General features: G+C 49.2%; 23 protein-coding genes and 1 tRNA gene. 14 read left to right on the forward strand and 10 right to left on the reverse strand.

The annotated features are described in order from the left end of the window. The first annotated feature begins 407 nt into the window (after positions 1–407). From GCU44_RS20485 to tsf, 6 genes are all read left to right on the forward strand, one after another. A complete protein-coding gene (locus GCU44_RS20485) occupies positions 408–1,118 on the forward strand; it encodes an RluA family pseudouridine synthase (RefSeq protein ID WP_154859196.1) in 711 nt (236 codons plus the stop codon). A 1,372-nt stretch (positions 1,119–2,490) separates the two neighbouring features. Beyond that, positions 2,491–3,096 carry a Uma2 family endonuclease gene (locus GCU44_RS20490; protein WP_154859198.1) on the forward strand — a complete coding sequence of 202 codons (606 nt, stop codon included), beginning with the start codon at positions 2,491–2,493 and terminating at the stop codon, positions 3,094–3,096. Between the two features lie 196 nt (positions 3,097–3,292). Next, on the forward strand, positions 3,293–3,736 hold the full coding sequence (gene rplM / locus GCU44_RS20495; RefSeq protein WP_092176786.1) for a 50S ribosomal protein L13: 444 nt from the start codon (positions 3,293–3,295) through the stop codon (positions 3,734–3,736). Between the two features lie 12 nt (positions 3,737–3,748). Beyond that, positions 3,749–4,135, forward strand: coding sequence for a 30S ribosomal protein S9 (gene rpsI, locus GCU44_RS20500; RefSeq protein WP_154859200.1), 387 nt, complete (start codon positions 3,749–3,751; stop codon positions 4,133–4,135). 45 nt (positions 4,136–4,180) lie between these two features. Beyond that, positions 4,181–4,942 carry a 30S ribosomal protein S2 gene (gene rpsB, locus GCU44_RS20505; protein ID WP_092176791.1) on the forward strand — a complete coding sequence of 254 codons (762 nt, stop codon included), beginning with the start codon at positions 4,181–4,183 and terminating at the stop codon, positions 4,940–4,942. A gap of 110 nt (positions 4,943–5,052) precedes the next feature. Further along, positions 5,053–5,880, forward strand: coding sequence for a translation elongation factor Ts (gene tsf, locus GCU44_RS20510; RefSeq protein WP_092176794.1), 828 nt, complete (start codon positions 5,053–5,055; stop codon positions 5,878–5,880). A 676-nt stretch (positions 5,881–6,556) separates the two neighbouring features. Here the strand turns inward: tsf and GCU44_RS20515 are convergent. The 3 genes from GCU44_RS20515 to GCU44_RS20525 form a co-directional block, all read right to left on the reverse strand. After that, positions 6,557–6,970, reverse strand: coding sequence for an NUDIX domain-containing protein (locus tag GCU44_RS20515; protein WP_154859202.1), 414 nt, complete (start codon positions 6,968–6,970; stop codon positions 6,557–6,559). Between the two features lie 91 nt (positions 6,971–7,061). After that, the gene (locus tag GCU44_RS20520) at positions 7,062–7,910 is read right to left on the reverse strand and encodes a lysylphosphatidylglycerol synthase transmembrane domain-containing protein (protein WP_092176799.1); all 849 of its coding nucleotides are present in this window, start codon (positions 7,908–7,910) and stop codon (positions 7,062–7,064) included. Beyond that, entirely contained in the window at positions 7,891–8,844 is a 954-nt protein-coding gene (locus tag GCU44_RS20525) for a glycosyltransferase family 2 protein (RefSeq protein WP_154859239.1), read from the reverse strand. The genes GCU44_RS20520 and GCU44_RS20525 overlap by 20 nt, the downstream gene beginning before the upstream one ends. 198 nt (positions 8,845–9,042) lie before the next feature. On the opposite strand from GCU44_RS20525, the gene GCU44_RS20530 reads away from it, so the two are divergent. Beyond that, positions 9,043–10,137: a Gfo/Idh/MocA family protein gene (locus GCU44_RS20530; RefSeq protein ID WP_154859204.1), complete on the forward strand. Its 1,095-nt coding sequence runs from the start codon at positions 9,043–9,045 to the stop codon at positions 10,135–10,137. Between the two features lie 78 nt (positions 10,138–10,215). Next, positions 10,216–11,871, forward strand: coding sequence for an ArnT family glycosyltransferase (locus tag GCU44_RS20535; RefSeq protein WP_154859206.1), 1,656 nt, complete (start codon positions 10,216–10,218; stop codon positions 11,869–11,871). A 72-nt stretch (positions 11,872–11,943) separates the two neighbouring features. On the opposite strand, the gene hpf is transcribed toward GCU44_RS20535, so the two are convergent. Genes hpf through rpsU form a run of 3 tightly spaced genes read right to left on the reverse strand, consistent with a single transcriptional unit; the run spans position 11,944 to position 13,416 of the window. Further along, on the reverse strand, positions 11,944–12,249 hold the full coding sequence (gene hpf, locus GCU44_RS20540) for a ribosome hibernation-promoting factor, HPF/YfiA family (RefSeq protein ID WP_092176807.1): 306 nt from the start codon (positions 12,247–12,249) through the stop codon (positions 11,944–11,946). 31 nt (positions 12,250–12,280) lie between these two features. Beyond that, entirely contained in the window at positions 12,281–13,165 is an 885-nt protein-coding gene (locus GCU44_RS20545) for a tyrosine-type recombinase/integrase (RefSeq protein ID WP_154859208.1), read from the reverse strand. A 56-nt stretch (positions 13,166–13,221) separates the two neighbouring features. Further along, positions 13,222–13,416, reverse strand: a complete 195-nt coding sequence (gene rpsU, locus GCU44_RS20550; protein ID WP_092176810.1) for a 30S ribosomal protein S21 — start codon at positions 13,414–13,416, stop codon at positions 13,222–13,224. A gap of 159 nt (positions 13,417–13,575) precedes the next feature. Between rpsU and galE the strand changes: the two genes are divergently transcribed. Continuing rightward, positions 13,576–14,598 carry a UDP-glucose 4-epimerase GalE gene (gene galE / locus GCU44_RS20555; RefSeq protein ID WP_154859210.1) on the forward strand — a complete coding sequence of 341 codons (1,023 nt, stop codon included), beginning with the start codon at positions 13,576–13,578 and terminating at the stop codon, positions 14,596–14,598. Between the two features lie 10 nt (positions 14,599–14,608). Further along, positions 14,609–16,888 (forward strand): GH92 family glycosyl hydrolase, encoded by a 2,280-nt coding sequence (locus GCU44_RS20560; protein ID WP_154859212.1) that lies wholly within the window; start codon positions 14,609–14,611, stop codon positions 16,886–16,888. 124 nt (positions 16,889–17,012) lie between these two features. On the opposite strand, the gene GCU44_RS20565 is transcribed toward GCU44_RS20560, so the two are convergent. The 4 genes from GCU44_RS20565 to GCU44_RS20580 form a co-directional block, all read right to left on the reverse strand. Beyond that, the gene (locus tag GCU44_RS20565; RefSeq protein WP_154859214.1) at positions 17,013–17,942 is read right to left on the reverse strand and encodes a hypothetical protein; all 930 of its coding nucleotides are present in this window, start codon (positions 17,940–17,942) and stop codon (positions 17,013–17,015) included. A gap of 161 nt (positions 17,943–18,103) precedes the next feature. Beyond that, positions 18,104–20,629, reverse strand: coding sequence for an ATP-dependent Clp protease ATP-binding subunit (locus tag GCU44_RS20570; protein ID WP_154859216.1), 2,526 nt, complete (start codon positions 20,627–20,629; stop codon positions 18,104–18,106). Positions 20,630–20,713: 84 nt separating this feature from the next. After that, positions 20,714–21,349: a WbqC family protein gene (locus GCU44_RS20575; RefSeq protein ID WP_154859218.1), complete on the reverse strand. Its 636-nt coding sequence runs from the start codon at positions 21,347–21,349 to the stop codon at positions 20,714–20,716. 53 nt (positions 21,350–21,402) lie between these two features. Beyond that, positions 21,403–22,032, reverse strand: a complete 630-nt coding sequence (locus GCU44_RS20580; protein ID WP_092176896.1) for an L-threonylcarbamoyladenylate synthase — start codon at positions 22,030–22,032, stop codon at positions 21,403–21,405. 227 nt (positions 22,033–22,259) lie between these two features. On the opposite strand from GCU44_RS20580, the gene mltG reads away from it, so the two are divergent. The 4 genes from mltG (at position 22,260) to GCU44_RS20600 (ending at position 24,913) form a co-directional block, all read left to right on the forward strand. Beyond that, positions 22,260–23,306 (forward strand): endolytic transglycosylase MltG, encoded by a 1,047-nt coding sequence (gene mltG, locus GCU44_RS20585; protein WP_092176827.1) that lies wholly within the window; start codon positions 22,260–22,262, stop codon positions 23,304–23,306. Further along, positions 23,306–23,734, forward strand: a complete 429-nt coding sequence (locus GCU44_RS20590; RefSeq protein ID WP_154859220.1) for an acyl-CoA thioesterase — start codon at positions 23,306–23,308, stop codon at positions 23,732–23,734. The genes mltG and GCU44_RS20590 overlap by 1 nt, the downstream gene beginning before the upstream one ends. Beyond that, positions 23,731–24,684, forward strand: coding sequence for a YihY/virulence factor BrkB family protein (locus GCU44_RS20595; RefSeq protein WP_092176833.1), 954 nt, complete (start codon positions 23,731–23,733; stop codon positions 24,682–24,684). Before GCU44_RS20590 ends, GCU44_RS20595 begins: the two co-directional genes overlap by 4 nt. Before the next feature lie 144 nt (positions 24,685–24,828). After that, positions 24,829–24,913, forward strand: a tRNA-Ser gene (locus tag GCU44_RS20600). Positions 24,914–25,346: the final 433 nt, after the last annotated feature.

Here is a 25,346-nt window from a genome sequence, read left to right on the forward strand (position 1 = left end):
GGGTACCCTTGGGAAATAAGACAACTAAGGAGGTAATATCAAATAAATGAGTTAACTTAACGACTGATACTTTTGGTCCAACATATGGGGAGTATTATAGGGGAGGTTATTTGATATCACTCTTGATTTTTTTACATAATGATTTTTAGATAGTTAAAAATAAATACCGTCATTCAGATTGCTGCGTTTAAAAAAAGTTAATTCTACCGATGACGTAATTTTACCAGCCTCTGTATCTTGTGTTTTTTGCGTGTACGATGCACAATGAATCAAGCCGCCGCATGCGTAGCGAACCCGTTGCGGCCGCTGCGAAAAATACGAGGCGACAGGTGATACCCTGCCCCTTTCTTTTCTTTTGGTTTTTTTATACCGGCTAATTTCGGAACTTTGGGCCGAAATAGGGAGGCATGAAAAAAATAGACTTTACATCACTGATACTGCTGGAAACGGAGGATTACATCATCGTCAACAAACCTCCCTACTTCGCTACGTTGGAAGACCGGCATGAAGCGCAAAACATGCTTGCCATCGGGAAGGAGTATTGGGAAGACTTGCAGGTCTGCCACCGGCTGGATAAGGAAACCTCCGGCTGCCTGGTCTTTGCCAAAAACCCCGAAGCCTACCGGCACATCGCCCTGCAATTCGAAGACCGTACCGTAGAAAAAGTGTACCATGCCGTAGCCGAGGGCATTCACGATCTTGATGGCGTTTTGGTAGACCGCAACCTGACGGCCAGCAACAAGGGGATTGCCCGCATTGCGGCACAGGGAAAACCGGCGCAAACGCTCTTCAAAACCCTAAAAACCTATTTTACCCACAGCCTGATCGCCTGCAAGCCGATCACCGGCAGGTTGCACCAAATCCGGGTACACCTGGCCTATCTGGGTGCTCCTATATGTGGGGATACGCTGTATGGCGGCAAGCCCCTCTACCTGTCCCAGCTCAAGCGGAAGTTTAACCTGAAAAAAGATACCGAAGAACGTCCCATCATGCAGCGGGTTTCCCTACACGCCCGTTCCATTAGTTTTCAAAACCTGGCCGGTGAGCCCATCACTGCGGAAGCCCCTTACCCCAAGGATTTTGCGGTATTGATCAAGCAATTAGAGAAGACCAGTTAGTAGCAGCGGGATTAACGGAAGAGTGGGGTCCAGGATACCGCTGGAAAGCTAATGCCAGGAACAATCGGTTACAAATACTCCGGCTGCGCCTTCTGATTACCCAGGGCTACGATAGTGCACCGATAAAGGGAGCGAATTGAGTCTCCAGAAAACCGGATTTTCTATTTCTAATCCGGTAATTCAAGCGGTCACCTAACTAAAGGAAATCACAATTACTCTCAAAAGCCGCTAATTAGCTTAGATAGCATTTTGCAAAACTCAAAAAGGCCAGTGTTAAAAAGGTACGGTGCCCGGCTGGAAAAGGAATTCGGCGGTCAATTGGGTTTTTAACTTTTGTCACTTTTTGCTTCAGAGCATGTCCCGAGCAGCCAGCGAATCGGGGGCAAAAAGTAACCAAAAACCCCGCCGCTGTGCATCTTTTAGCTAAAATACGGACGCCCCCCGCGCATAGGCAAACTCCTCAGGTTTTGGTAATAAAAGCTCGTTAAGAAAGGCAATTACAAACCAAAACCATCGTCAAACATGCCTCTGCCCTTCCCTTCCCTCCGTCCGAATTTCTTAACGCCAAAATCTGCAAGGCGGAAATTTATCTCCTCTATCTAGTTTAGTGTAGCAAATCCAACTCATAAAACCTTGATCCCTTTATTACAAGTAGCTACCATCTTTGACGAAACGGCTTGGAAAGAGTCAATTGCAAAGGCCGGCAGAAAAGCGAGCCTGTCCTGAATTTACTCAGGAGGGTGTGGGGATTTCGAGGGGAAGGGTTTTTATCTTGATCTCCTGCCTACAGGTTTGGTATTTCCAGGCCCAAAAGTAGGAAGAAGAATCAGCGACCACTAAATAGAACCATTGTCCTTCGGCAGCCCTAATCAAGGCAATCAGAACTAAAAATTCGAAAACGAGGGAACAAAAGCATTAACGGAAACAACTTAATCTCCCAACTTGCAATTGGACTCGCAGATTCAGGGGTGTCAAAAGCTATCCACACCGGGCTGTGCCCCCGAAAGAAAGACTTGCACAGAGCAGAGCTATCCCATTCATTTCTCCAAATCAAATCGAATCACCTTATACCTCAATTGACTTTCATCAAAATCCGGATGATATTCGTTGTTTATCGAGACATACAACCCATCCTTTCCTACAAAATGATTGAGACCTGGCAGGTTTTGCACTGGCGTAACCGGGATTCTAGCTTCCCTAACGAGTAAGTGATTTCCTAATATTAAAGCGGATATCATCCGAGCTGCCTAAAATATGCGGCTGGGATCAATCGTGAAAGGTTAGTCATTTCAGCCCGGTCCCTTTTACCTCCACTTCATACCTTTGATGAAAAACAAATTCCATTACCCCCATTTTATTTGTAAATTGAACCATGGACGAAAATCGCTCCAACAGCGTAAATGAACCCGCAGCGGAATACGGGCCCTATTCCTATGCCGACTACCTACGTTGGGACCTGGAAGAGAGGATGGAAATCATCAAGGGGCGGTATTTTAAAATGAATGCCGCTCCCAAAAGGCTGCACCAAAAAATATCCCTGCACATAGCCACCGAATTGTACCAATTCTTAAAAGGTAAGCCCTGTGAAGTCTATGAAGCTCCCTTTGATGTGCGCTTACCGGTAAAATCATTGAAGAACGAAGAAATTTTCACCGTGGTGCAGCCGGATATTTGTGTGATTTGCGATCCAAAAAAACTGGATGAGGCCGGTTGCCTGGGAGCGCCGGAACTAATCATCGAAATTCTTTCCCCGGGGAATAACAAAAAGGAACTCCAATATAAATACGAAGTCTACGAAGAAAGTGGGGTGAAGGAATACTGGATCATTCATCCGAATGAGCAGACCCTGCTGGTGTATACACTCAAAGCGGACAAGTATGTACCCTCCCGGTTATTTACCAGTGGAGATAGCGTCAAATCAGCATGCATCGAAGGATTTGTGCTGGATTTGGAATCGCTTTTTAAGGAAATGGATTAGCGAGCGAGTAGACCTGTCAGGTTTTGGAAACCTGACAGGTCTGAAACCAGACAAGGCTTCTCCAACAAGCGTATTCTTGTGAAAATAAGGCAGTAAACTTTAGATTCCTTTGCAATTGATGGAATTAACTTCTATCTTTGTGTCCCTTTTTGAGGGTGAAATGTATTTAACAAGCTAATTATTAAACGTTTACACAGTGAATACTTTAAGCTATAAGACCATATCAGCGAACGATGCCACGGTGGATAAAAATTGGGTGGTAGTGGATGCCCAATCCCAAATCCTGGGCCGGTTTGCGAGTGAAGTGGCAAAAATGTTGAGAGGGAAGCACAAGCCAAACTTTACCCCTCATGTGGACTGTGGTGACAACGTGATTGTCATCAACGCCGAGAAAATCAGGCTTACAGGCAAGAAATGGAACGAAAAGGTGTACGTTCGTCATACAGGATACCCGGGAGGACAGCGCATCGCTACCCCAAAAATCCTGATGGAGAAGGCTCCCCGGACCCTGGTAGAAAAAGCCGTTAAAGGCATGCTGCCAAAAAACCGACTGGGCAGGAAAATGTACACCAACCTGTACGTATATGCCGGTTCAGAACATCCCCACAGCGCACAGCAACCAAAAGAAGTAAAACTTTAATGCCAGCCATCCATGGAAGTAATTAACAAAATCGGAAGAAGAAAAGAATCGGTAGCCAGAATCTACATGAAGGCCGGAAACGGTGCCATTACGGTTAACAAACGGGCACTGGACAAGTATTTCCCCTTTGAGTTGCACCAAATTGTGGTGAAGCAACCCTTGGTATTGGTCAACGAAGACGGAGCCTTCGACATCACTATCAACGTAGACGGAGGAGGAATCAGTGGACAGGCCGAAGCCATCCGCATGGCGATTTCCCGGGCGCTTTGCGAGATCAACGAAGAGCACCGCGGACCGTTGAAAAAAGAAGGATTCCTGACCCGAGATTCCCGAATGGTGGAACGTAAAAAAGCAGGACGAAGAAAAGCACGAAGAAGATTCCAGTTCTCCAAACGATAATTTGGATCATTCTTTCCACAAACTAGAAAACAACAATTTTATTAAATGGCCAATATAGAATATAAAGACTTACTGGATGCTGGTGTTCACTTCGGACACTTAACAAGAAAGTGGGACCCTAGAATGGCACCCTATATCTTCATGGAGAAGAATGGGATCCATATCATCGACCTAAACAAAACGCTCGTTTGCCTTGAAGAAGCATCCAACGCAATCAAGCAGATCGTTCGCTCAGGCAAAAAAGTCATGTTTGTAGCGACGAAGAAACAAGCCAAGGACCTGGTAGCCGAGGAAGCCAGAAGGCTCAAAATGCCCTTTGTCACAGAAAGGTGGCTAGGCGGCATGATGACCAACTTTGCGACCATCCGAAAGTCCCTGAAGAAAATGTCCTCCATCGACAAAATGTCCAAGGACGAAACCTTCAACAACCTGGCTAAAAAAGAGCGGTTGATGATCAGCCGCCAACGGGACAAACTGGAAAACGTACTGGGTGGCATCGCTGACCTTACCCGTCTTCCCGCAGCCCTATTTATCGTAGACATCAAACGGGAGCACATTGCGCTCTCCGAGGCCAAAAAGCTTGGCATACCTGTATTCGCATTGGTGGATACCAACTCCAACCCCAACGAGGTGGACTTTCCGATTCCTGCCAATGACGATGCGTTTAAATCCATTTCACTCCTGGTGAAAGCTTTCGGTGCAGCCATTGAAGAGGGTTTGTCTGAACGTAAAAAAGACAAAGACGAAGCCAAACTCTCCGAAGAGGAGGAAGCAAAAAAAGCGGCCGACGCTGAAACCAACGAATAATCCACTTTGACATTGTCGCAATAAAAATTGGACACGGGCAAGGGCCTCGTGTTCAATTTTTGTTTTACTGTCACCACCTAATTTTCAATCAACAAAAAATACATAGACCAATGGCTATTACTGCACAAGAGGTAAACAAATTGAGACAAAAGACCGGCGCCGGGATGATGGACTGTAAAAAAGCCCTAACCGAAGCAGAAGGGGATTTTGAAAAAGCTATTGACATCCTGAGAAAAAAAGGACAGAAAGTGTCCGCTTCCCGGGCAGACAGGGAAACCAAAGAAGGCGTGGTCGCCACGCATGTCAGTGCGGATGGCAAAACCGGCACGCTGATCTCCCTCACCTGTGAGACCGACTTTGTCGCCAAAAACGAGGAATTTGGAAGCTTTGCCAATGCCATTTTGGAGGCCGCCGTTAGCGCCAATGCCGACTCCATTGATGCGGTAATGGCCCTGCCCTTTGAAGGAATTACCATCGGTGAGAAAATCACCGAAATGACCGGCAAGATCGGCGAAAAAATTGAAGTTTCGCACCTGGAAATAGTTAGCGGAGAGGCCGTAGAACCCTACATACATTCCAATGGAAAATTGGGTGTATTGGTAGCCCTTAACCAGTCCGGAGAAGCCGTTTCCGATGCCGGAAAGGACGTGGCCATGCAAATTGCGGCCATGAATCCCGTCGCGATAGACAAAGACGGCGTGGATGCTTCGCTCGTAGAACGAGAAATTGAGGTAGGCAAAGAGCAGGCAAGGCAGGAAGGCAAACCCGAAGCCATGCTGGAGAAAATCGCCCTGGGAAAACTAAACAAATTTTACAAGGAAAACACCCTGCTTAGCCAGACCTTTGTAAAGGATCCCGGAAAGACCATCGCCCAATACCTGGAAAGTGTCAATAAAGGCCTGACGGTAGTGGATTTCAAGCGTATTTCCATTGGCTAATTGCCTTTAACAAACCATTATAAAATCAAAACCTGGCCCTTTGTGGTCAGGTTTTTTTCGTTTTGGGCAAAATCCCAATCGCGTTCTTCCGCTGCACCGGGATTTCATCCTTTTCAGCTTTGCCGGGTATTTTCCCTACCTCCTAGGTTAGGTTGGCCCGATTAACCAATACCTGATCAGCCTGATATCTCAATTAAAGCAAATCTAAGGTGATAAGGGGGAATTATAGTCGTTTGGCTCTACGGAATCCAAAAGCCTGACGGTCTATCAACCCGATTACATTTTTTAATTTTCGCTAAAAATCACATTTTCAGCAATTCTCCCTATACCAAAGGGGGCTGGGGGATTTAAAGACGAAAATAGCCCCGTCCTGAAATAGGCTTACGCAAAAAATGCGGTAAATGGAAAAAAAGAGTAAACCTAATATAGGATAATGGTGCGTGACCCGGCCTGAAACTGGTCAAAATACAAAAAAATCCCCCTTGCCCCCTTGATAATGGGGAATTATAGTCGTTTGGCTCTACGGAATCCGAAAGCCTGACGGTCTATCAACCCGATTACAATTTTTAATTTTCGCTAAAAATCAGATTTTCAGCAATTCTCCCTATACCAAAGGGGGCTAGGGGATTTAAAGACGAAAATAGCCCCGACCTGAAAAAAGTTTACAGATTATGGTTTAAATCAACCCCGCCTGCTGAAGCATTTTTTGGTGGTCAAAGGCAAGTTCGGGAAGATCGCTGAGCGAAAACCAGGCCACCTCGCTACTATCCGAGCCCGCACGAGCTGTGGCCGGCTGCGTAAGGGTAAATAAAAAAGCAACGCTTACCATCCAGCCTCTGGGATCCCTGCCCTTCTCTCCAAATACTCCTACCATTTTCCCTTCCGACACATCCAGGTCAGTTTCCTCCTTCAACTCCCGCCTACAGGCCTGTTCGGGCAATTCGTATTCCTCCACAAATCCTCCCGGCAGGGCCCATTTGCCTTGAAACGGAGGGTTTTTTCGCTTGATTAGCAAAACACGGTTTTTCGACACATCGTGTACCAGCGCATCGCTGCTCAGCGCAGGGCGGGGATAGGCGTATTCGTACATATTCGATTTAGGGTTGGTTTTTCTGGCCTAAGCTACACAAAAATCGTGCAACCCCACAGGTCGTCCTTCCAAGCTAAGAAAGGTTTCATTCCTATTTTTTGAATTTGAAAAAAATCCCACTCAGCGAGGTCAGCACGGTAATCAGGAAAAACAACAGGCTAAAGGCAACGGCGACGTTTCGATCAATGCCCACCAGATCGTGCGCATACACAAATACCAATTCCCTGGCCCCTACACCACCGATGGTCAGCGGCAACACCGATACCGTGCTCGAAACCAGAAAGACAAAGAGGTAAGTAACAAATTGGTGTTCCACTTCCAGGGCCGCCAGGAGAAAATAGGCGCTGAACAGCTGCAATACCTGGTTTAAAAAAGAGTAGCCGGTACTTACCGGAATGGAGGACATAAACGGGCGAAAAAAAAGATACATGACCAAATAAAAGCCGAATGGAAGTGTGGCCATGGCCAGCAAGCCCAGCCAAAACGGCGAGATGGGAAGGCTCCAGTCCAGGTCCAAAAAAAGCATGAGCCCAAACATCAGCCAAAGCAGCACGGCCAGGCCATTGCCCCGGTCCAGCAGCACGCAATGGATCAACTTCTTCACCGATGCCCCGTGAGTTTTATTGAGCAAATACACCTTGTATCCGTCTCCACCGATTCCCCCGGGCAGAAACAGGTTGTAAAACATGCCTATCGCATACAATTTCAGGTTTTTGGATTGGGGCAGGTGCAGGCCAATATCAAAAAAATAGCGGTTTAACCGAAAAGCGCTAAACACCTTGGATACGATAAAAAACAGCCAGGCGAGGGCCAACCAGCCCGGGTGTGCCGATTGGATGACCCGCCAGGTGGTCTTTGTATCGATTTTATTAAAAACCACATACAGGGCAATTCCCGTCAGGAGAATTTTAAGGAAAAGTTTAAGTCGTTTTTTGCCCACCTTGATGAATGGCTTTCACGGTATACGTTTTTTTATTCTGCGACTCAAAGTAGGTACGGACGATAATTTCGGCCACGATACCGGTGGTAATCAGCTGCACCCCACCCAGGACCAAAATAAAGCCCACCAACAGTATGGGGCGACCCCAGATATCCTCTCCCAGCAATTTCAGGATAAGCAGGTAAATGTTTACCAATACACCAACGGCAAACGAGAGCAAGCCCAGCGTACCGAAAATATGGATGGGCCGCTGAAAGTACTTTTGAAAAAAAAGCATCAGGATCAGGTCGGCAATCACTTTGAAGGTGCGGCTTAAGCCATATTTGGAGGTGCCGTGGATGCGCGGATGGTGCTTCACATCCACTTCCGTCATGCGGGCACCTTCCTGCCGTGCAAGCACCGGAATGAAGCGGTGCAATTCTCCGTACAAGCCCATGTTTTGGGCAATGTGCGCCTTGTAGATCCGCAGACTGCAGCCGTAATCGGACAGGTACACCTTGGTGGTGGTGCGGATCAGCCAATTGGCCATTTTGCTGGGCAATTTCCGAAGCACAAAGCCATCCTGCCGGTTGGCCCTTCTGCCGGCCACCACGTCCCAGTCTTCGTTTTTGGCCAGATCCAGCATCATGGGTATATCGCTGGGGTCGTTTTGCAAGTCCCCATCCATGGTCACGATGTACTGCCCGTTGGAATGATCGATGCCTGCCGCCAACGCCGTTGTCTGTCCGTAATTCTTGTTGAAGATGAGCACGCGCGTGTGTTCATTGGCGAGGGCCTTCATTTTCTCCACAGAGCGGTCCGTCGATCCATCGTCCACCAGGATGAGCTCGTAAGCGATGGAAGACAGTGCGGCGTAGATTGCTTCCAGTAAGGGGGGAATGTTTCCTTCTTCGTTAAACACGGTAACAACTACCGAAATCTCTGGTTGGGCCATACAACAAAATTTCAACGAAATTACGGTTTTTTGAAAGCGGGGGCAAATGGAGCCGCAAAAACATTCCCGAAGGCCAAACCCGCCGCCTTGCCAGGGCTTTTCCAGCTGTTGCCGCAGCCGGTAAAATTCCTTATATTGAAAACGAAAACCAGAAAACGCTGGAGATCCCTTTTTTATCAAACCAAACGAGAAAACCCAATGAACACGCATTCCAGACGAAATGCCCTAAAGACCCTGGCGCTTGGCAGCAGCCTTGCCCTGGTGAACCCCCTACAACTCCTGGCCCGTTCCAGGAAAGAGAAAATCGGTGTGGCACTGGTAGGGTTGGGCTATTACAGCACCGACCTTCTGGCCCCGGCCTTGCAGCAAACCGAGCATTGTTACCTGGCCGGAGTTGTCACCGGCACCCCATCCAAGGCCGAGGCCTGGAAGGAAAAATACCAGATACCCGAGAAAAACATCTACACTTACGAAAACTTTGATCGCATCGCGGACAATCCGGATATAGACGTGGTTTACGTGGTGCTGCCTCCCTCCATGCACGCCGAATACACCATCCGCGCTGCCAACGCCGGCAAGCATGTCTGGTGCGAAAAACCCATGGCGGTGACCAGCAAGGAATGTCAACGCATGATCGACGCCTGCAAGAAAAACAAGGTGCAGTTGACCATTGGCTACCGCCTGCAGCACGAGCCCAATACCCAGGAATACCGTTCCATTGTGCAACAAAACAAACTGGGGAGCGTCAACTACGTGGACTGCGCTGCCGGCTACCGGGAAAACCGAACCGACCACTGGAAGCAAAAGAAAGAAATGGGTGGCGGCGTCATTTACGATATGGGGGTATATTCCATACAAGGAGCCCGCCTGGGCACCCATATGGAACCGATCGCGGTGGTGTCGGCATCGGCCATCTCCACCCGTCCGGACATCTACAAAGACGGCCTTGCCGATGTGGTGACTGCCAAGCTGGAGTTTCCGGGGGGTGTTTTTGCCGACATCAAAACCAGCTTTGCCGAAAGCGTGAATTATCTGACCATTGAATGTGCAGAAGGCAACATTGAAATGCAGCCCTACTCTGCCTATGCGGGAGTGAAAGGAAAAAGCCCATTGGGAGAGATCAATCATCCCTACCAGGTGCCCTGGCAGCAAGCCAAACAGATGGACGACGATGCCCTGGCTATTCTGGAAAACAAAGCGCCGCTGGTACCCGGAGAAGAAGGCTTGCGGGACATCGCCATCGTGGAAGCCATTTTGAAATCCGCAGAAAAAGGCAAACGCGTAAAAATCTAATGAAACTCCTGCTTTTGGGAAGGCGTTTCTTCCCAAAAGCAGTATTTTTTCTTACTTTCGCACCTCCTTTTTTACTTCATGAAACAACCGCTGCATTGGACAAACGGCTTTTCCTTGCCCCTGATCGCCTTCCTGCTGCTGATCGCACCGTTTGCCCTGGATTTTCATCTGCATTATCCGGACGAAATGTATTACACAGACGCCGCCTTGCAAATGATGCAAAACGGGGACTACCTGACCACCTATCTGGGAAACGGGGAGCTGCGTTTCAAGAAACCCATCCTTACTTATTGGGCCGTACTGGCGGGATTTGAAACGGTAGGCGTTTCCGCCCTGGCCTCCCGACTGCTGTTTTTGCTGGCAGGGGCTGCCTTGATTCCCCTGGTATACCTGATCGCCCGGATGGCCGGCGGTGACAACCGTCTGCCGCAGTGGTCGGCCTGGATCGCGGCCACGCATCCGGTACTGGTTTTCAGCAGCACGCGCTCCATTCCGGATATTTTACTGGCGTTTTTTGTTACCCTGGCAGCCCTGGGAGTAACGGGACTGCTTCGATTCGGTGAGGATGCCCCGAAACGGTACCTATGGTTGTTTTATCTGAGCCTTGGGCTGGCGTTTGAGGTAAAGGGCCTGCCTGCGGCCGCGTTGGGACTCATTGCCCTTGCCTACTTATGGCTGAATCCCTGGAGGGCCCTTTCCCTGCCGAAGTTGCTGCATCCACCCGCCCTGCTGAGCGGCATTGCCGTTGGCTTGTTTTGGTTTGTGGCCATGTATCTTCGGTTCGGTCCGGTGTACCTGGATTCCTTTTACGAGGACCAGCTGGGCATGCGTCTTGGGGGCAGGATTTGGCTAATTGCCCGGCATTTCTCGTTGGCATTGCTGCTGATGATCGTTTTGTTTGTGCCTTGGTTTCTGCCGGCGCTAAAGGGAATACGTACAACGGCTGCGGCCACCTTTCAGGAAAACAAGGCCTTTTTTGGCTTCCTTGCTGTATGGGTCTTGTCTATCATTGCCATGACCGGCATGGTATCCACGTTTTACGAACGGTACCTGCTGCCCGTCACTCCCCTTGCCGCTGTGGGTCTGGCAGCGCTGCTACTGAAGCAACCGGAAAAAAACCTTCACCGCGGCCTGAAAGCAGCCGCATGGGTTTTTCTGGGCATCAACTGGCTATTGCTGCTGGTAGCCCTTTTGCCACTGATTGGCCTGGAAAGCCCCTGGTACCTGTACTTGCAGTGGCTGGCAGGTAGCCTCCTGAGCCTCTTTCTGGCCTTCCAACTCAAGCTTCCCGCTTATCGGGTTCAGGTGCTGGGAACCGCCATTCTGTTGGTGTTTTTTAACCTTACGCTGGTTTCGTATCCCTTGTCCATTCCCCATCAGGGGGTACAGCTTCGTGCCCACCTGGAGCAAGCAGCCATCCCGGAAAACAGCCCGATCGCTTTTTTGGGGCATCCCCATTATGCCAGTAAGATCCGAATTGGCCTGGGAACCGCCTATCCCATGAAAACCTTTGCCCGCCTGGCCGAGGTGCCCGAACAGTATCGGTTTCTGATTTGTGATGCGCCCACCCTGGAGCAGCTCCCGAAGGAATCCTTTACTAGCCAGTTGGCCAGCCTGAACTGGGACCCAAAGTACTGGCAGGCCATGGTGGATGCAATTCTCAGCGGAGACACTGCGGAGGCCAAGCGGAAATGGGGCAAAAAATACTACTGGGTGGAACGAATTGCCCCCTAAGGGTATTACCAAACGGCAAGAAACCAAAAAAGCTGCGCAAGGGCAGCTTTTTTGGTTGTGAAAATGCGTTAGCTATTGCTTGGCGATAACCAGTTTTTCCTTGAATTTTTTGATCTGCCTTCGCAGGGCTTCCACCGAATCGTCTGCTGCTGCTTCGAAGGAATCGTTTTGACTTTTTGCAAAAAGTTGCTTTCCGGGTACATTCAACTTGATTTCTACGATCTTATTTTCACTCTTATCATTTTTATCCAGCCTCATAAAAACTTCTCCGTCAATGATCTGATCGTAATACGTATCGAGTTTATCCGCCTTTTTCTGGATAAAATTGATCAACTTCTGATCGGCATCGAAATGAATGGAATGCATTTGTAATTTCATAATAATCACTGTTTAAAAGTTTAACTTTTATTTACGCTTTGGGATGTGCCTGTTCGTACACAGCCTTCAGTTTCTCGATGGAATTATGGGTGTATACCTGGGTAGCAGCCAGGCTGGAGTGCCCCAGCAGGTCCTTGACGGCATTGAGGTCGGCTCCTTTATTAAGCAAGTGGGTGGCAAAAGTGTGACGCATAAGGTGGGGACTTCTATGGGTGGTCTGAATAAAAAGATCGAGGTATTTTCTGACAATTCGGTAAATCATCATCGGATAAGCTGCTTCCTTACTGTTTCTAACGATAAAATAGTCATTTCCGTCTGCAAATGAAAATGTTTCTTCGAATAGTTTTTTGTAGGCAAGAATATTTTTTTGAAGTCGTATAGACACTGGAATTATTCGGTATTTCTTCCCTTTCCCGAGTACCTTGATCTGCCCGCTTTCGAGATCCACCGCACGCCAGCGCAGCCCAATCAACTCCGACAAACGCATGCCGGTAAGGTACAGGAGTTGCAAGACCATGCGATCGCGCTGCCCGTCAAAATCTGATCCGTAGTTTGCCGCCTCCAAAAGGGCTTCCACTTCCTTTTCGGGTATAAAAGCTGGGAGCGTTCTCCCTTTTTTCAGGGATTGAATCTTGACCGTGGGGTCACGGCTGATGCGACCCGACTTCACCAAAAATTTAAAAAAGGTCCGCAGGGTAGCCATTTTGCGGTTGACAGTTGCGGGCGAAAGGCCCTCTTCTATCAAGTCCACCATCCAGGCCCGTATTTCGGAGTGGCCCGCTTCCTCGGGACCCTGCAACCCAAAGGCGTCCACGGAAAATGCGGAGAACTGCTCCAGATCTTTCGTGTAGGCCAGTACGGTATGCGCGCTGGCCCGCTTTTCGTGTTCCAGGTAATTTATAAATGAAAAAAGCATATCGGTGGTTTCATACACCAATATGCTCAATAATTTTATGAAAACGAAAGGATTTCTTATTTCCCTTCCTGTTCCTGCATTCGTTGTTTGTAGGCGGCTTTAATTACCTCTGTACGTCGGGTTATCGAAGGCTTCTCAAAATGTTGCCTTCTTCTCAACTCACGGATGACACCGGTTTTGTCAAACTTTTTCTTAAAACGCTTTAGCGCTTTTTCGATGGACTCGTTTTCTTTAACGTTTACTACGATCATATATATACACCTCCTTTCAGCTCGCAAACTTACGAAATCTATCGGGAAACACAAAAGAAATTCTCCTACAACCGGTTTTCTCTAAATAAAAAAGCCCAATTAGGGCGGAAAAAGCACGGGAATGTTTCCCCCAAAATGAATTAAACTTTATATTTGATCATGGAAAATATTTTAATTACGGGAGGTGCCGGATACATCGGTTCCCATACGGCAGTAGCCCTGGTGGAAGCGGGCTACCAACCCATCATCGTTGATGACTTTTCGAATTCCGAAAAAAACGTACTGGAAGGTCTTTCCAAAATCACCGGCCTATCCATCCCCTGCTACGAAGGGGATTGCAACGATCGCAGCTTGCTGGAAAAAATCTTTTCGGAGCATGCGCTTACCGGGGTGATTCATTTTGCTGCCTACAAGGCGGTCGGAGAAAGCACCCAGAAACCGTTGAAATATTACGGCAACAATATCTTTTCCCTAGTGGTACTTTTGGAAACCATGGAAAAATTCGGGGTAGAAAACCTGGTTTTCTCTTCCTCTTGCACCGTTTACGGACAACCCGACGAATTGCCAGTCAAGGAAAGTACGCCCCGGAAAGTGGCCGAAAGTCCGTACGGCAATACCAAGAAAATCTGTGAAGACATCCTGGTCGATCAGGTTAAAAGCGAGGCGAAACTGGCGGCCATTGCGCTGAGGTATTTCAATCCCATTGGCGCCCATCCTTCCTCACACATTGGGGAGTTGCCCCTCGGGGTCCCTTCCAATCTGGTACCCTTTGTCACCCAGACAGGATTGGGTATCCGGAAGGAACTGACCGTGTTTGGTGACGATTACAACACCCCCGATGGCAGTTGTGTCCGGGATTACATTCACGTGATGGACCTGGCCGAAGCCCATGTAAAGGCGATCAGCTATCTCCGCGGAAAAAACGCACCCTTCTACGACCTGTTCAACGTAGGCACTGGCACCGGAAATACCGTGCTGGAGGTAATTCAGGCGTTTGAAAAAGTCAGCAAGCAAGCCTTAAATTATAAAATCGGCCCCAGAAGGCCCGGAGACGTGGAAAAAGTATGGGCCGATACTGAAAAAATAACCCGTGAACTGGACTGGCATCCCAAATACACGCTGGAAGATTCCCTTCGTGACAGCTGGAACTGGCAGCTGGCACTTTCCAAAAACCCTGCGTAACCCCACCTCCATGACCTCGAATCGTTTCCTCCTGTTTGTACTGCTTGCGCTTTTTCCTCTTTTTGGTTTTCAGTCGAAACCCGAGCCGGAACCGGTAGACCAGGTCTACCCCCTGTTGGACGCTGCCAATTCCCGGTGGTTTTACTTTAGCTCGGCTACCCGGCCTTTTGGGATGGTCAACCTGAGCCCGGACCACGAATTGGACGGGGCATGGAACAGTGGTTACCGTTACGATGCCGACAGCATCAAAGGGTTTAGCCATATTCACGCCTGGCAACTTTCCGGGGTCTCGGTCATGCCGGTTAGCTATACCGCTTCACCCGAAGACCTGCTTTCTGACTACTATTCCCCCTACAGTCACGATCGGGAAACGATTCGGGCAGGCTACCACCGGGTGTACCTGGATCGTTTTCAGGTCGACGCAGAGCTCACCGCTACCCATCGGGTAGGTTTGCACCGCTACCGCTTTCCCTCTGGAAAACAGTCCGGTGTCCTGTTTCATCTGGGAGGAATGTTAGGGCCCAGCGCCATGGTGGAGGGTCGCTTAAAAAAGCTGGACGACCACACCTTGCAGGGAAGCGTTACCAACGAACCGACTTCCCGGCGCCCACACCCCATCACCGTCCATTTTCAGGTGGCATTTGATCGGCCCATTAGCGGCTGGGTGGAGCAGTCAGATTCCCCCCATATTATTGTGGGCTTTGGGGAGTTGGACGGCGAAGCCCTGCAAATGAAGGTAAGCATCTCCTACACCCACCCGGACAACGCCCGCGAAAACATGGAAAAGGAACTCTCGCATTGGGACTTTGACCGGGTAGAACAGGATACTCGTGCCCTGTGGAACGAACTGCTAAGCCGCATACAGGTGGAAGGAAACACCGAAACGCAGCGCCGCCGGTTTTACACCGATTTGTGGAAAGCTCTTCAGGGCCGGCGTACCATCAGCGATGTAAACGGCGCCTATCCCGATCACACCGGCGACACCTTCCGGATTGGACAGCTGCCGCTGGACGAGGCCGGCAATCCCCGTTTCCGGCATTTCAATTCCGATTCCTTCTGGGGCGCCCAATGGACCATAGGTGTACTCTGGTCACTGGTCTACCCGGATATTGCCGAGGAATTTGCCAACAGTTTTCTGCAGTACTACCGAGACGGCGGGCTGATTCCCAGGGGCCCTTCGGGAGGCAACTACACGTATGTCATGACAGGCGCTTCTTCCACGCCTTTCTTCGTCAGCCTGTACCAAAAAGGGATCCGCGGATTTGATGTGGAAACCGCTTACGAGGGGTTGAAGAAAAACCACCTCCCGGGAGGAATGATGAGCAAATCCGGCTACGAGCACCGCACCGCCCTGGGAGGAAATGTGGAAGACTACATCGATATGGGCTACGTCCCCTACCCCAACCCAAGAGGCCGGTTTGGTGGACACGAACAGGGCGCCGGACAAACGCTGGAATACAGCTTTCAGGACTGGACACTGGCCCAACTGGCCAAAGCCCTGTCCAAAGAGGCCGATGCACAGCTGTTTTTAGCGCGCTCGCAAAACTACAAGAACGTTTTCGACCCCGCTAGCGGATGGATGCGGCCCAAAAATATGCAAGGGCAATGGATGGATCCCTATGATCCCTACGACTATGGAAAGGGTTTTGTAGAAGCCAATGGGGCGCAATTTACCTGGTTTGTACCGCATGATTTACCCGGCCTGGCCGAACTCATGGGCGGAAAAGAAAAAGCAGTGGAAAAACTACAGCAGCAATTCCTGGAAGCAGAGAAACTCGGATTCACCTCCGGCACCTCCCACGCGGTGGAAACGCATCCCGAATACCGGAGAATTCCCGTCAATTACGGCAACCAGCCTTCCATGCAAATGGCCTATGTGTTCAATTACCTGGACCGTCCCGATCTCACCCAATACTGGTCCCGGAAAGTACTGGAGCGTGCCTTTTCCGCACTTAGCCCCCATCTGGGCTACAACGGAGACGAAGATCAGGGCCTCATGGGATCCCTGGCCGTGCTGATGAAACTGGGCTTGTTTCAGATGAACGCCGGAACGGAAGAAAATCCGCTGTACGAACTGGGAAGCCCGATTTTTGACAAAGCGGTCATCCGCCTCCACCCGGACTACTACCCCGGAAAAACGGTTACGATCTGGGCGGAAAACAACGGTCCCGACCGGTATTACATTCAACGAAAAAGCTTCAATGGAAAACCAGAAACCGGTATAGGCATTCGCCACCAGGATTTGGTAAATGGAGGGGTTCTGCGCTTGCAGATGAGTGAAATGCCCTGAATTGGCCGGACCGAACCAAGTTGGCTCCTCGTTTTTACGGAAAGCAGGTGCATTTTTGAAATAGACAGGCCACATCATGCTGCACATCCATTTGCGTTTGCTGGCACTACAGCCTGTAGTCGGATTATTCAGGCGCCGGCAGCCGGGTGTACCGGTACAGCACCGGCTGCACCCGCAGCTTCTTTTCGCTGAGCGTAAAATAGCTGTTGCCATCCGGGCTGAAGGCGAGCGCTTCTCCCTGGGGTTCCGGTTCGTACGGCAGCAGTTTTGCGGGGTGGCCTAGCGTTTCCTCCAGCGTCAGGTTGGGGTCTCGCTCCCAATAATAGACCACCCAATAGTTTTTGATGGCTACCTGAAGGCCGTCCGCAGAAATATCCCCGGCTACCGAGAGTGTGATAGGCATCTCCAGCACCTTTTCCAATACAACGGTACTCCCATCCTGCAAATCGGCGGCAGCAGCTTTGTACAGCGAGTTTCTAGCGTCTCGTTTCGTCAGCACGTAAAGGTCACCCCCCAAGGGATCCACTAGCAGGGTTTCCGCATCCTTGGCACCGTCCGGATACCTCAACTTGATTCGTTCCGGTAGTACCGAACGCGCTTCCTCGACGGTAGGGGGCTCGGGAAAGCGGTAAATAAACAATTCCTCGTGCACACCGAAATTATCGCCAATGTCCCCCAGGTACAGGTACGATTCACCGTCAACCGGACCGGGGCCGATTGCCAGATCTTCCCAATCCCGATTGGTAACCCCTTCCAGGAGGATGCTACCGCGGTACTTTCCCAGGGTATCAAGTAAGAAGATTTCCGCCGATCCTCCGCTGTCGTTGTGTAGGTAAAGTAGCTCCGGAAACTTCCGGGAAACAGCCAACCCGCTGGTCTCATCAAGGAATTTTTCTTCTACCTCTCCCACTTTTTTTGGACCGCTAAAGAGGCTGTACGTTACCTGGGGGTGTAGCTTTAGGTCGTACTTTTTCTGAAGCTTCTCCGAAAGCAAAAAAGGGATGATCGAAAACAGAAAAAAAAGCTTAAGCAATTTTTCAAAAAGAAAACTCATTCCGCTACGCGTTTAACCAACAACCGATTTGAACAATTTGACTATCACCATTTTTTTTAGTTAATCCAGGGTAGTTTTCCAACTACCTAAAAAAAGGAAAGGACAGCCCCGAAAGGCTGCCCCACTAGTGTATGTTTGAGTTCCCAGCATAAAGCCTGGGATTAATCTGCTTTTTCCTTTTTGGTGACGCTGATTTCCAGTGCATCACCTTCGCCCAAGTAATCGGCGATGATCACGTCTCCTTCGGACAGTTCTCCTTTGAGAATTTCCTCGGCAAGTGCGTCTTCCAGGTATTTCTGTATGGCTCGATTCAGTGGCCGTGCACCGTACTGCTTGTCGTAGCCTTTTTCTGAAAGAAAATCCTTGGCCTTGTCGGTAAGTTCGATGACATAGCCCAGGTCCGTAATCCGCGTGAAGAGTTTTTTGAGACTGATGTCGATAATCTGGTGAATGTGGTCCTTGGTTAGGGAATTGAATACCACCACATCATCCAATCGGTTTAAAAACTCCGGACTAAATGCCTTTTTCAGGGCATTTTGGATGGTCGATTTCATCACTTCGTCCATGTTCTCTTCTTTGGCTTTGGATGCAAACCCGATTCCTGCCCCAAAATCTTTCAGGTCCCTCACACCAATATTGGAGGTCATGATGATGATGGTGTTTCGGAAGTCTACGCGTCTACCCAATCCATCGGTCAGGACGCCATCGTCCAGCACCTGCAACAAAATGTTGAATACATCCGGGTGGGCTTTTTCGATTTCATCGAGCAAGACCACGGAATAGGGCTTACGTCGAACTTTTTCGGTAAGTTGTCCACCTTCTTCATAGCCTACATAGCCTGGAGGTGCTCCTACCAATCTGGATACGGAGAACTTCTCCATGTACTCCGACATGTCGATCCGGATCAGGGAATCTTCCTTATCAAACAGATAGGTGGCCAGCATTTTGGCCAATTCGGTTTTTCCAACCCCTGTGGGTCCCAGGAACACAAAGGATCCGATAGGCTTCTTGGGATCTTTCAATCCGACCCGGGTACGTTGGATGGCTTTGGTTAATTTCTTGATCGCCTCTTCCTGTCCAACTACCCGGCCCTTTAATTCTTCACCCATGTTGAGCAATTTGGCGCCTTCGTTTTGGGCGATTCGACGGGCAGGTATACCCGTCATCATGGCAATGACTTCGGCCACGTTATCTTCTTCTACCGTATACCGCTTGGTCTTGCTTTCTTCCTCCCATTTGGCCTTGGCATTTTCCAGCTGCTCCAGGAGTTTCTTTTCCTTGTCCCGCAGTTGGGCCGCCTCTTCGTACTTCTGGCTTTTGACGACCCGGTTTTTTTCTACCTTGATTTTCTCTACTTCGTCTTCCAACTTCAGGATGTTTTCCGGAACGTGGATATTGTTGATGTGCACCCTGGCTCCTGCTTCGTCGAGAATATCGATGGCCTTGTCCGGTAGAAACCGATCCGAGATGTACCGGTCGGATAGGTTCACACAAGCCTGAATGGCTTCGGCGGTATAATTCACGTTGTGGTGATCCTCGTATTTATCCTTGATGTTCTCGAGGATTTGTATGGTTTCCTCCGGCGAGGTAGCATCCACCATCACCATTTGAAACCTACGTGCGAGGGCCCCGTCTTTTTCGATGTACTGCCGGTATTCGTCCAGCGTGGTGGCACCGATGCATTGAATTTCTCCGCGGGCTAGTGCCGGCTTAAACATATTGGAGGCATCAAGGGAGCCACTGGCCCCTCCTGCTCCCACAATGGTGTGCAACTCGTCGATAAATAAAATTACATTGGGCGATTTCTCCAACTCGTTCATCACGGCCTTCATGCGTTCCTCAAATTGTCCCCGGTATTTGGTGCCGGCGACGAGGGAGGCAAGGTCCAGTGTGACCACACGCTTGTTGAACAACACCCGGGACACCTTCTTCTGGATAATCCGTAGCGCCAATCCTTCGGCAATGGCCGTCTTACCAACACCGGGCTCACCGATCAGAATGGGGTTGTTTTTCTTTCGTCGGGAAAGAATCTGCGCAACGCGCTCGATTTCTTTTTCCCTGCCAATAATGGGGTCCAGTTTGTCCTCTTCCGCCATGCGGGTAAGGTCTCTGCCGAAATTATCCAATACCGGGGTACGGGATTTTTCTGCACTGCCTTTGGAACTCCCGGAAGAGCCGCTGGACGAACCAAATAATTTGGAACCTTCTTCGTCGGAATCGTCTGCTTCGGTACCTGACCGGGGCGACTGATCCGTTTGAAATTCGAGCATTTCCTTTACAGTATCGTAGGTAGCATCAAATTTCTGAAGTATCTGAGTGGCAATATTGTCTTCGTCTCTCAAAATGGAAAGTAGTAAGTGTTCGGTGCCAATCAGTTGGCTTTTAAATATTTTAGCTTCCAGGTAGGTGATTTTCAACACTTTTTCGGATTGCCTGGTTAGCGGAATATTGGCGAGATTTTTGACATTGTGATTTGCCGTACCCTTTACTGCCCGCTCCACGGAATTTCTCAGCTCGTCCAAAGGAACGCCAAGTTTCTTAAGAATGGAAACAGCTACACCTTCCCCTTCACGAATCATTCCTAACAAGAGGTGCTCTGTACCGATGTAATCATGCCCCAATCGCAGCGCTTCTTCGCGGCTGAGGGAGATCACCTCTTTAACTCTGTTTGAAAATTTTGCTTCCATTATATCCTTTCTTATGGTATTATTTCAAATCGTTGATTAATGTTATCGAATTTGTTTTAAAAACACAATAGTTTTACATATTGTTCAATTACTTTTTTCTGAACGGTCCAGGATGCGGTTGGCACCGGGTCCTTCGCAGAACAACAAATCCACAATCGACAAATCCGGTGCAAAGTCTGCGCCAAATATTTGCTGATACGGCTGCGGGTGATAGATTCCTTGCCTCTCTTTCAGCCTTTTAGGGTGAATCAGCCCCCTAATGTCCCGAAAATGGGCTTCCTCTACAGGCGCTTCTTCCACACGCAATTTGACATCCCAGCCCAAAAATTTGAGACAAAGTGTCAGTAATTCCCGGTTAAGATCCAGCAAATAGGGATGCTTTTGTAAATATACACGCTCCAGGTCAGAATAAAAATATTCAAAAAAAGGAGCTTTGCCATACGCACTTTGCAATCCCCGCAGGTGGACGTTTAACCATTTTTGGTCGTAATCGATTCCTAGGTCCTTGATGGCCTGCTTTTTACGAACCCCGTACACGGGTACCGACAACATTTCGACCTTATTGGCCAGGCGAATCCTTGTTTTATTTACAAAGGATTGCCGACTCAGTTGGTCTCCGGCAACGAGAACGATTTCCCTTGCCCCCCTGACCGCCACAAAATAAGGTAGGACGGGCAGGTACAAAGCATCCGCAAGCACTCCGGGTAACAGGTTATTCATGGGTGGTAAGTTAGGGGTAAGTTAAACGTTCGGCAAAGGAAAAAGTATTTTCCTCAGACGATTTCGTTAATTTCCCCCAGTCCTTCGCGGAGAACTTCTAATTGATCCCCCGTACAATCGATCACGGTGGACGCCACGTTTTGCCCGTAGCCTCCATCAATCACCACATCTACCAAATCCTTGTACTTCTCATAAATCAACTCCGGATCCGTACTGTATTCGATCACGTCATCCTCGTCGCGAATGGAGGTAGTCAGAATGGGCTGCCCCAATTCCTTTACCAGCGTCCGCGGTATGCTGTGATCGGGTACCCGGATACCAACGGTCTTTTTCTTACTGTTCAATAGCTTCGGCACCTTATTGTTCGCTTCCAAGATAAAGGTAAACGGACCGGGCAGGGCTTTCTTCATCATTTTAAAAACCGGCGTACTCAATGCCCGGGTGTACTCGGCAATATTGCTCAGATCGTAACATATAAACGAAAAATTTTGCTTTTTGGGTTTAATTCCTTTGATCAAACTGATGCGTTCAATGGCCTTTTGGTTAAAAATATCACAGCCCATCCCGTAAATGGTATCCGTCGGGTAGATGATTACCCCGCCTTGCCGCAGGATATCCACGATCTGCCGAATCCTACGGGGATCCGGATTTTCAGGATAGAGCTTGATAAAGGCTGCCGCCATACAGTTTGCTGGGTTAGGTTCTCCCGGCACCGGCACTGCCGATGCCAAACAGATAGTTAAATTTAACTCTTTTAATCGCCAATATAAAAGCAAGGCTTGGTTTTTTCTAGGGGATTTTATTTATTCAAAAAAACAAGTCCCTGTTTTAATAGTATATTTGTCAAAAAGATCGAAAACAAGACCTGTGCGTTCCCCCGGCGTTCCCTGCAGGTCAAGTAAAAAAACGCATGCTTACAGACAAAAAAAAGAAATACCTGCTGGTAGGATTGGTGGCCGTTTCCGTTTTACTGACCTCCCTGAGTTTTTACTTTTACCAGGCATTTTTTTCGCCCAATACCCTGGTGAACCGCGATGCACCGGAAGTTTTCACCATTCCGACCGGAAGCACCTTTGATGCCGTGCGGGACAGCCTGCTGCAGCGGAATATTGTGAACGAGGTGGTTACCTTCAGTTTCGTAGCCAAGGTGATGGACTACCCCCAGGCGGTCAAACCCGGGAAGTACACCCTACAACCCAGAATGTCTAACCGGGAACTGATCACCCTGCTCCGTTCCGGAAACCAGACGCCGGTTAACATCACCTTCAATACCATCCGCCTTCCGGAGGAACTGGCGGAGAAAATTACGGCCGAGCTGGAAATGGACCCGGAAAGCTTTTTGCCGCTGCTGCAAGACCAGGCTTTTCTGGAGAAGTACGGGTTTGACAGCCTGACGGTCATGACCATGTTTATCCCGAATACTTACGAGGTATACTGGAACCTAAGCCCCCTGGAACTCTTTGATCGCATGTACCGGGAATACAACCGGTTTTGGACCGATGCCCGGAAAGCCAAGGCCGAAAGCCTTGCATTGAGCCCCCTGGAAGTGTCCACGCTGGCCTCCATCGTGCAGGCAGAAACCAACAAACGGGACGAACGCCCCCGGGTAGCCGGGGTATACCTCAATCGCCTGGAGCGAAACATGCCCTTGCAAGCCGATCCCACCCTGCTATTTGCACTGGGCGACTTCAGTATCCGACGGGTATTGAACGTGCACAAGGAAGTGGAAAGTCCCTACAATACCTACAAGTACGCCGGACTTCCTCCCGGCCCCATCAATTTGCCGGAAATCAGTTCCCTCGATGCCGTGCTAAATTACGAGGAACACGATTACCTGTATTTTTGCGCAAAGGAAGATTTCTCGGGATACCATGCCTTTGCCCGGACCCTACGGGAGCATCTCGCCAATGCCAGAAGGTACCAGCAAGCACTCAACGCCTCAAAAATCTACCGGTAATGTTTACAAAAGAGCACCAACTCCGCGTCAGGTATGCCGAAACGGACCAAATGGGCTACGTTTATTACGGCAATTATGCCACCTACTACGAGGTAGCCCGGGTGGAAGCCCTGCGGAGCATCGGGTTTTCGTACAAGGAAATGGAAGCTTCAGGGATCATGATGCCGGTCCTGGAAAACCACAGCCGGTTTTTACTGCCCGGAAAATACGACGAGCAGCTGACCATTCGTACCAGCATTCGGGAAATACCCGGGGTACGCATTCGGTTTTACTACGAAATTTTGAACGAACAGGGGGAAACCATCCATACCGGAGAAACCCTGTTGACCTTTTTGCGAACGGATACGCACCGACCCTGCCGCCCACCGGAACCCTTGGTAGAGTTGCTACGGCCGTATTTTGAAACAGCTAATCCGTCCCGGTCGTGAAAAAGCGGATCGATGGGTTTCTGGATCAGCTGCACAAGCAAGCGTTACGGCTAAAGCCGATACACTTTGGCAATCCGGACCAAAACCTGTACGATGTAGGGAAAATCTTTTTCCATCACCTGCAAAAGGACGACGTGTTCGAACGCGCCAGTGCCATGGCATTTAATTTCACGGTGGCCATGTTTCCCTTGCTCTTATTTTTGCTGAACACGATTCCCTTTATCCAGTTTTTTTTTCCGGGCGTGACCACAGCAAATATTTTGCTATTTATCCGGGATATTTTGCCCGAGACCGTGTACAACGAAGCCGCCCCGACCATCATGGACATCGTCAGCAAGCCCCGCCAGAGTTTGCTCTCCCTGGGCTTCTTTTTGGCACTCTACCTGTCCACCAACGGGGTAATCTCCATGATGAATGCCTTCAATGCCGTGTACCGGACCAAGGAATACCGCAGTTTCTTCCGTACGCGCCTGATAGCCGTGAGCATTGTGCTGGTGTTGGTGGTGAGTATTTGCGGGGCCGTGTTGGTGATGCTGGTAGGCAGCGATCTCTTATTTCGAATCTCCGAATTTGAGTTTATTAGCAATACCATTTACTACTATTCCCTGGCCTTTTTCCGCTTTTTTGTATTGTTGCTGCTGTTTATGATCGCGACGGCCTATATTTTCCGCTTTGCACCCGCGGTTCACGACAAGTGGAAGTTTTTCTCCACCGGATCGGTGGTGGCTGGCTTGCTGATTACGCTGGGTTTTTTTCTGTTCACCTTTTACTTAAACAATTTCGCCAGTTACAACAAGCTATACGGGTCGATCGGGACGATGATTGCGGTGATGTTGTGGCTATGGATTACCTCCATACTGGTATTGGTAGGGTTTGAGATCAATGTCAGCCTGGACAAGGCCCGGCATCGAAAGGCGGTTAGGCAGGCAAAAGAGCCGGGAAAAAAATAGCCTATTCGACCGATTTTTTCCCGGTGAATTATTTGTATAAACTAGAATATGACCTACCTTTGCAATCCAAATCCCGGGATTTTTCCTGGGAAGCGGGAAAACAAGGGCATTTGGGGGTACGAATTCCGATTGCCTGGTGAATTTAGAGGAGTGGCAGAGTGGTCGATCGCGGCGGTCTTGAAAACCGTTGAACCGAGAGGTTCCGGGGGTTCGAATCCCTCCTCCTCTGCATAAATAGATCCTAACTAGCTTAAAATAAGATAGTTAGGATCTTATCTTTTTGGCGGGGTGTGAATTGGGGTGTTAATTTTAGCTTTTCGGAGGACAGGCAGAAAATCAAAAGGCGAATGCCGCAATTCATCTAACACTTTAAAGTGCCAGACCATCCCGAAGAATACCTGAGCGACGGTGTATTTCATTTTTAATCGTTTGTAAAATGGGATACCAATTTGCGTAGGATTCGGGTATTTGGAAATCATAACCGGTTTAACACCCCCGAAATACACAGCTCTATTCTGGCCGATTCAAATAAAAATGTGGTATATGCGCTTGATTCCTTGTCCGAATTCCTTAATTTGTCAAATTAATATTGGCATTGGGTGGGCGGCATATTCCGAATACACGCAGCGGTCCATCCAGGAAATCGCTTTATCCAAATGTTG

Origin of the sequence: Cyclobacterium xiamenense, from assembly GCF_009467825.1 — a bacterium.
Lineage (GTDB): Bacteria > Bacteroidota > Bacteroidia > Cytophagales > Cyclobacteriaceae > Cyclobacterium > Cyclobacterium xiamenense.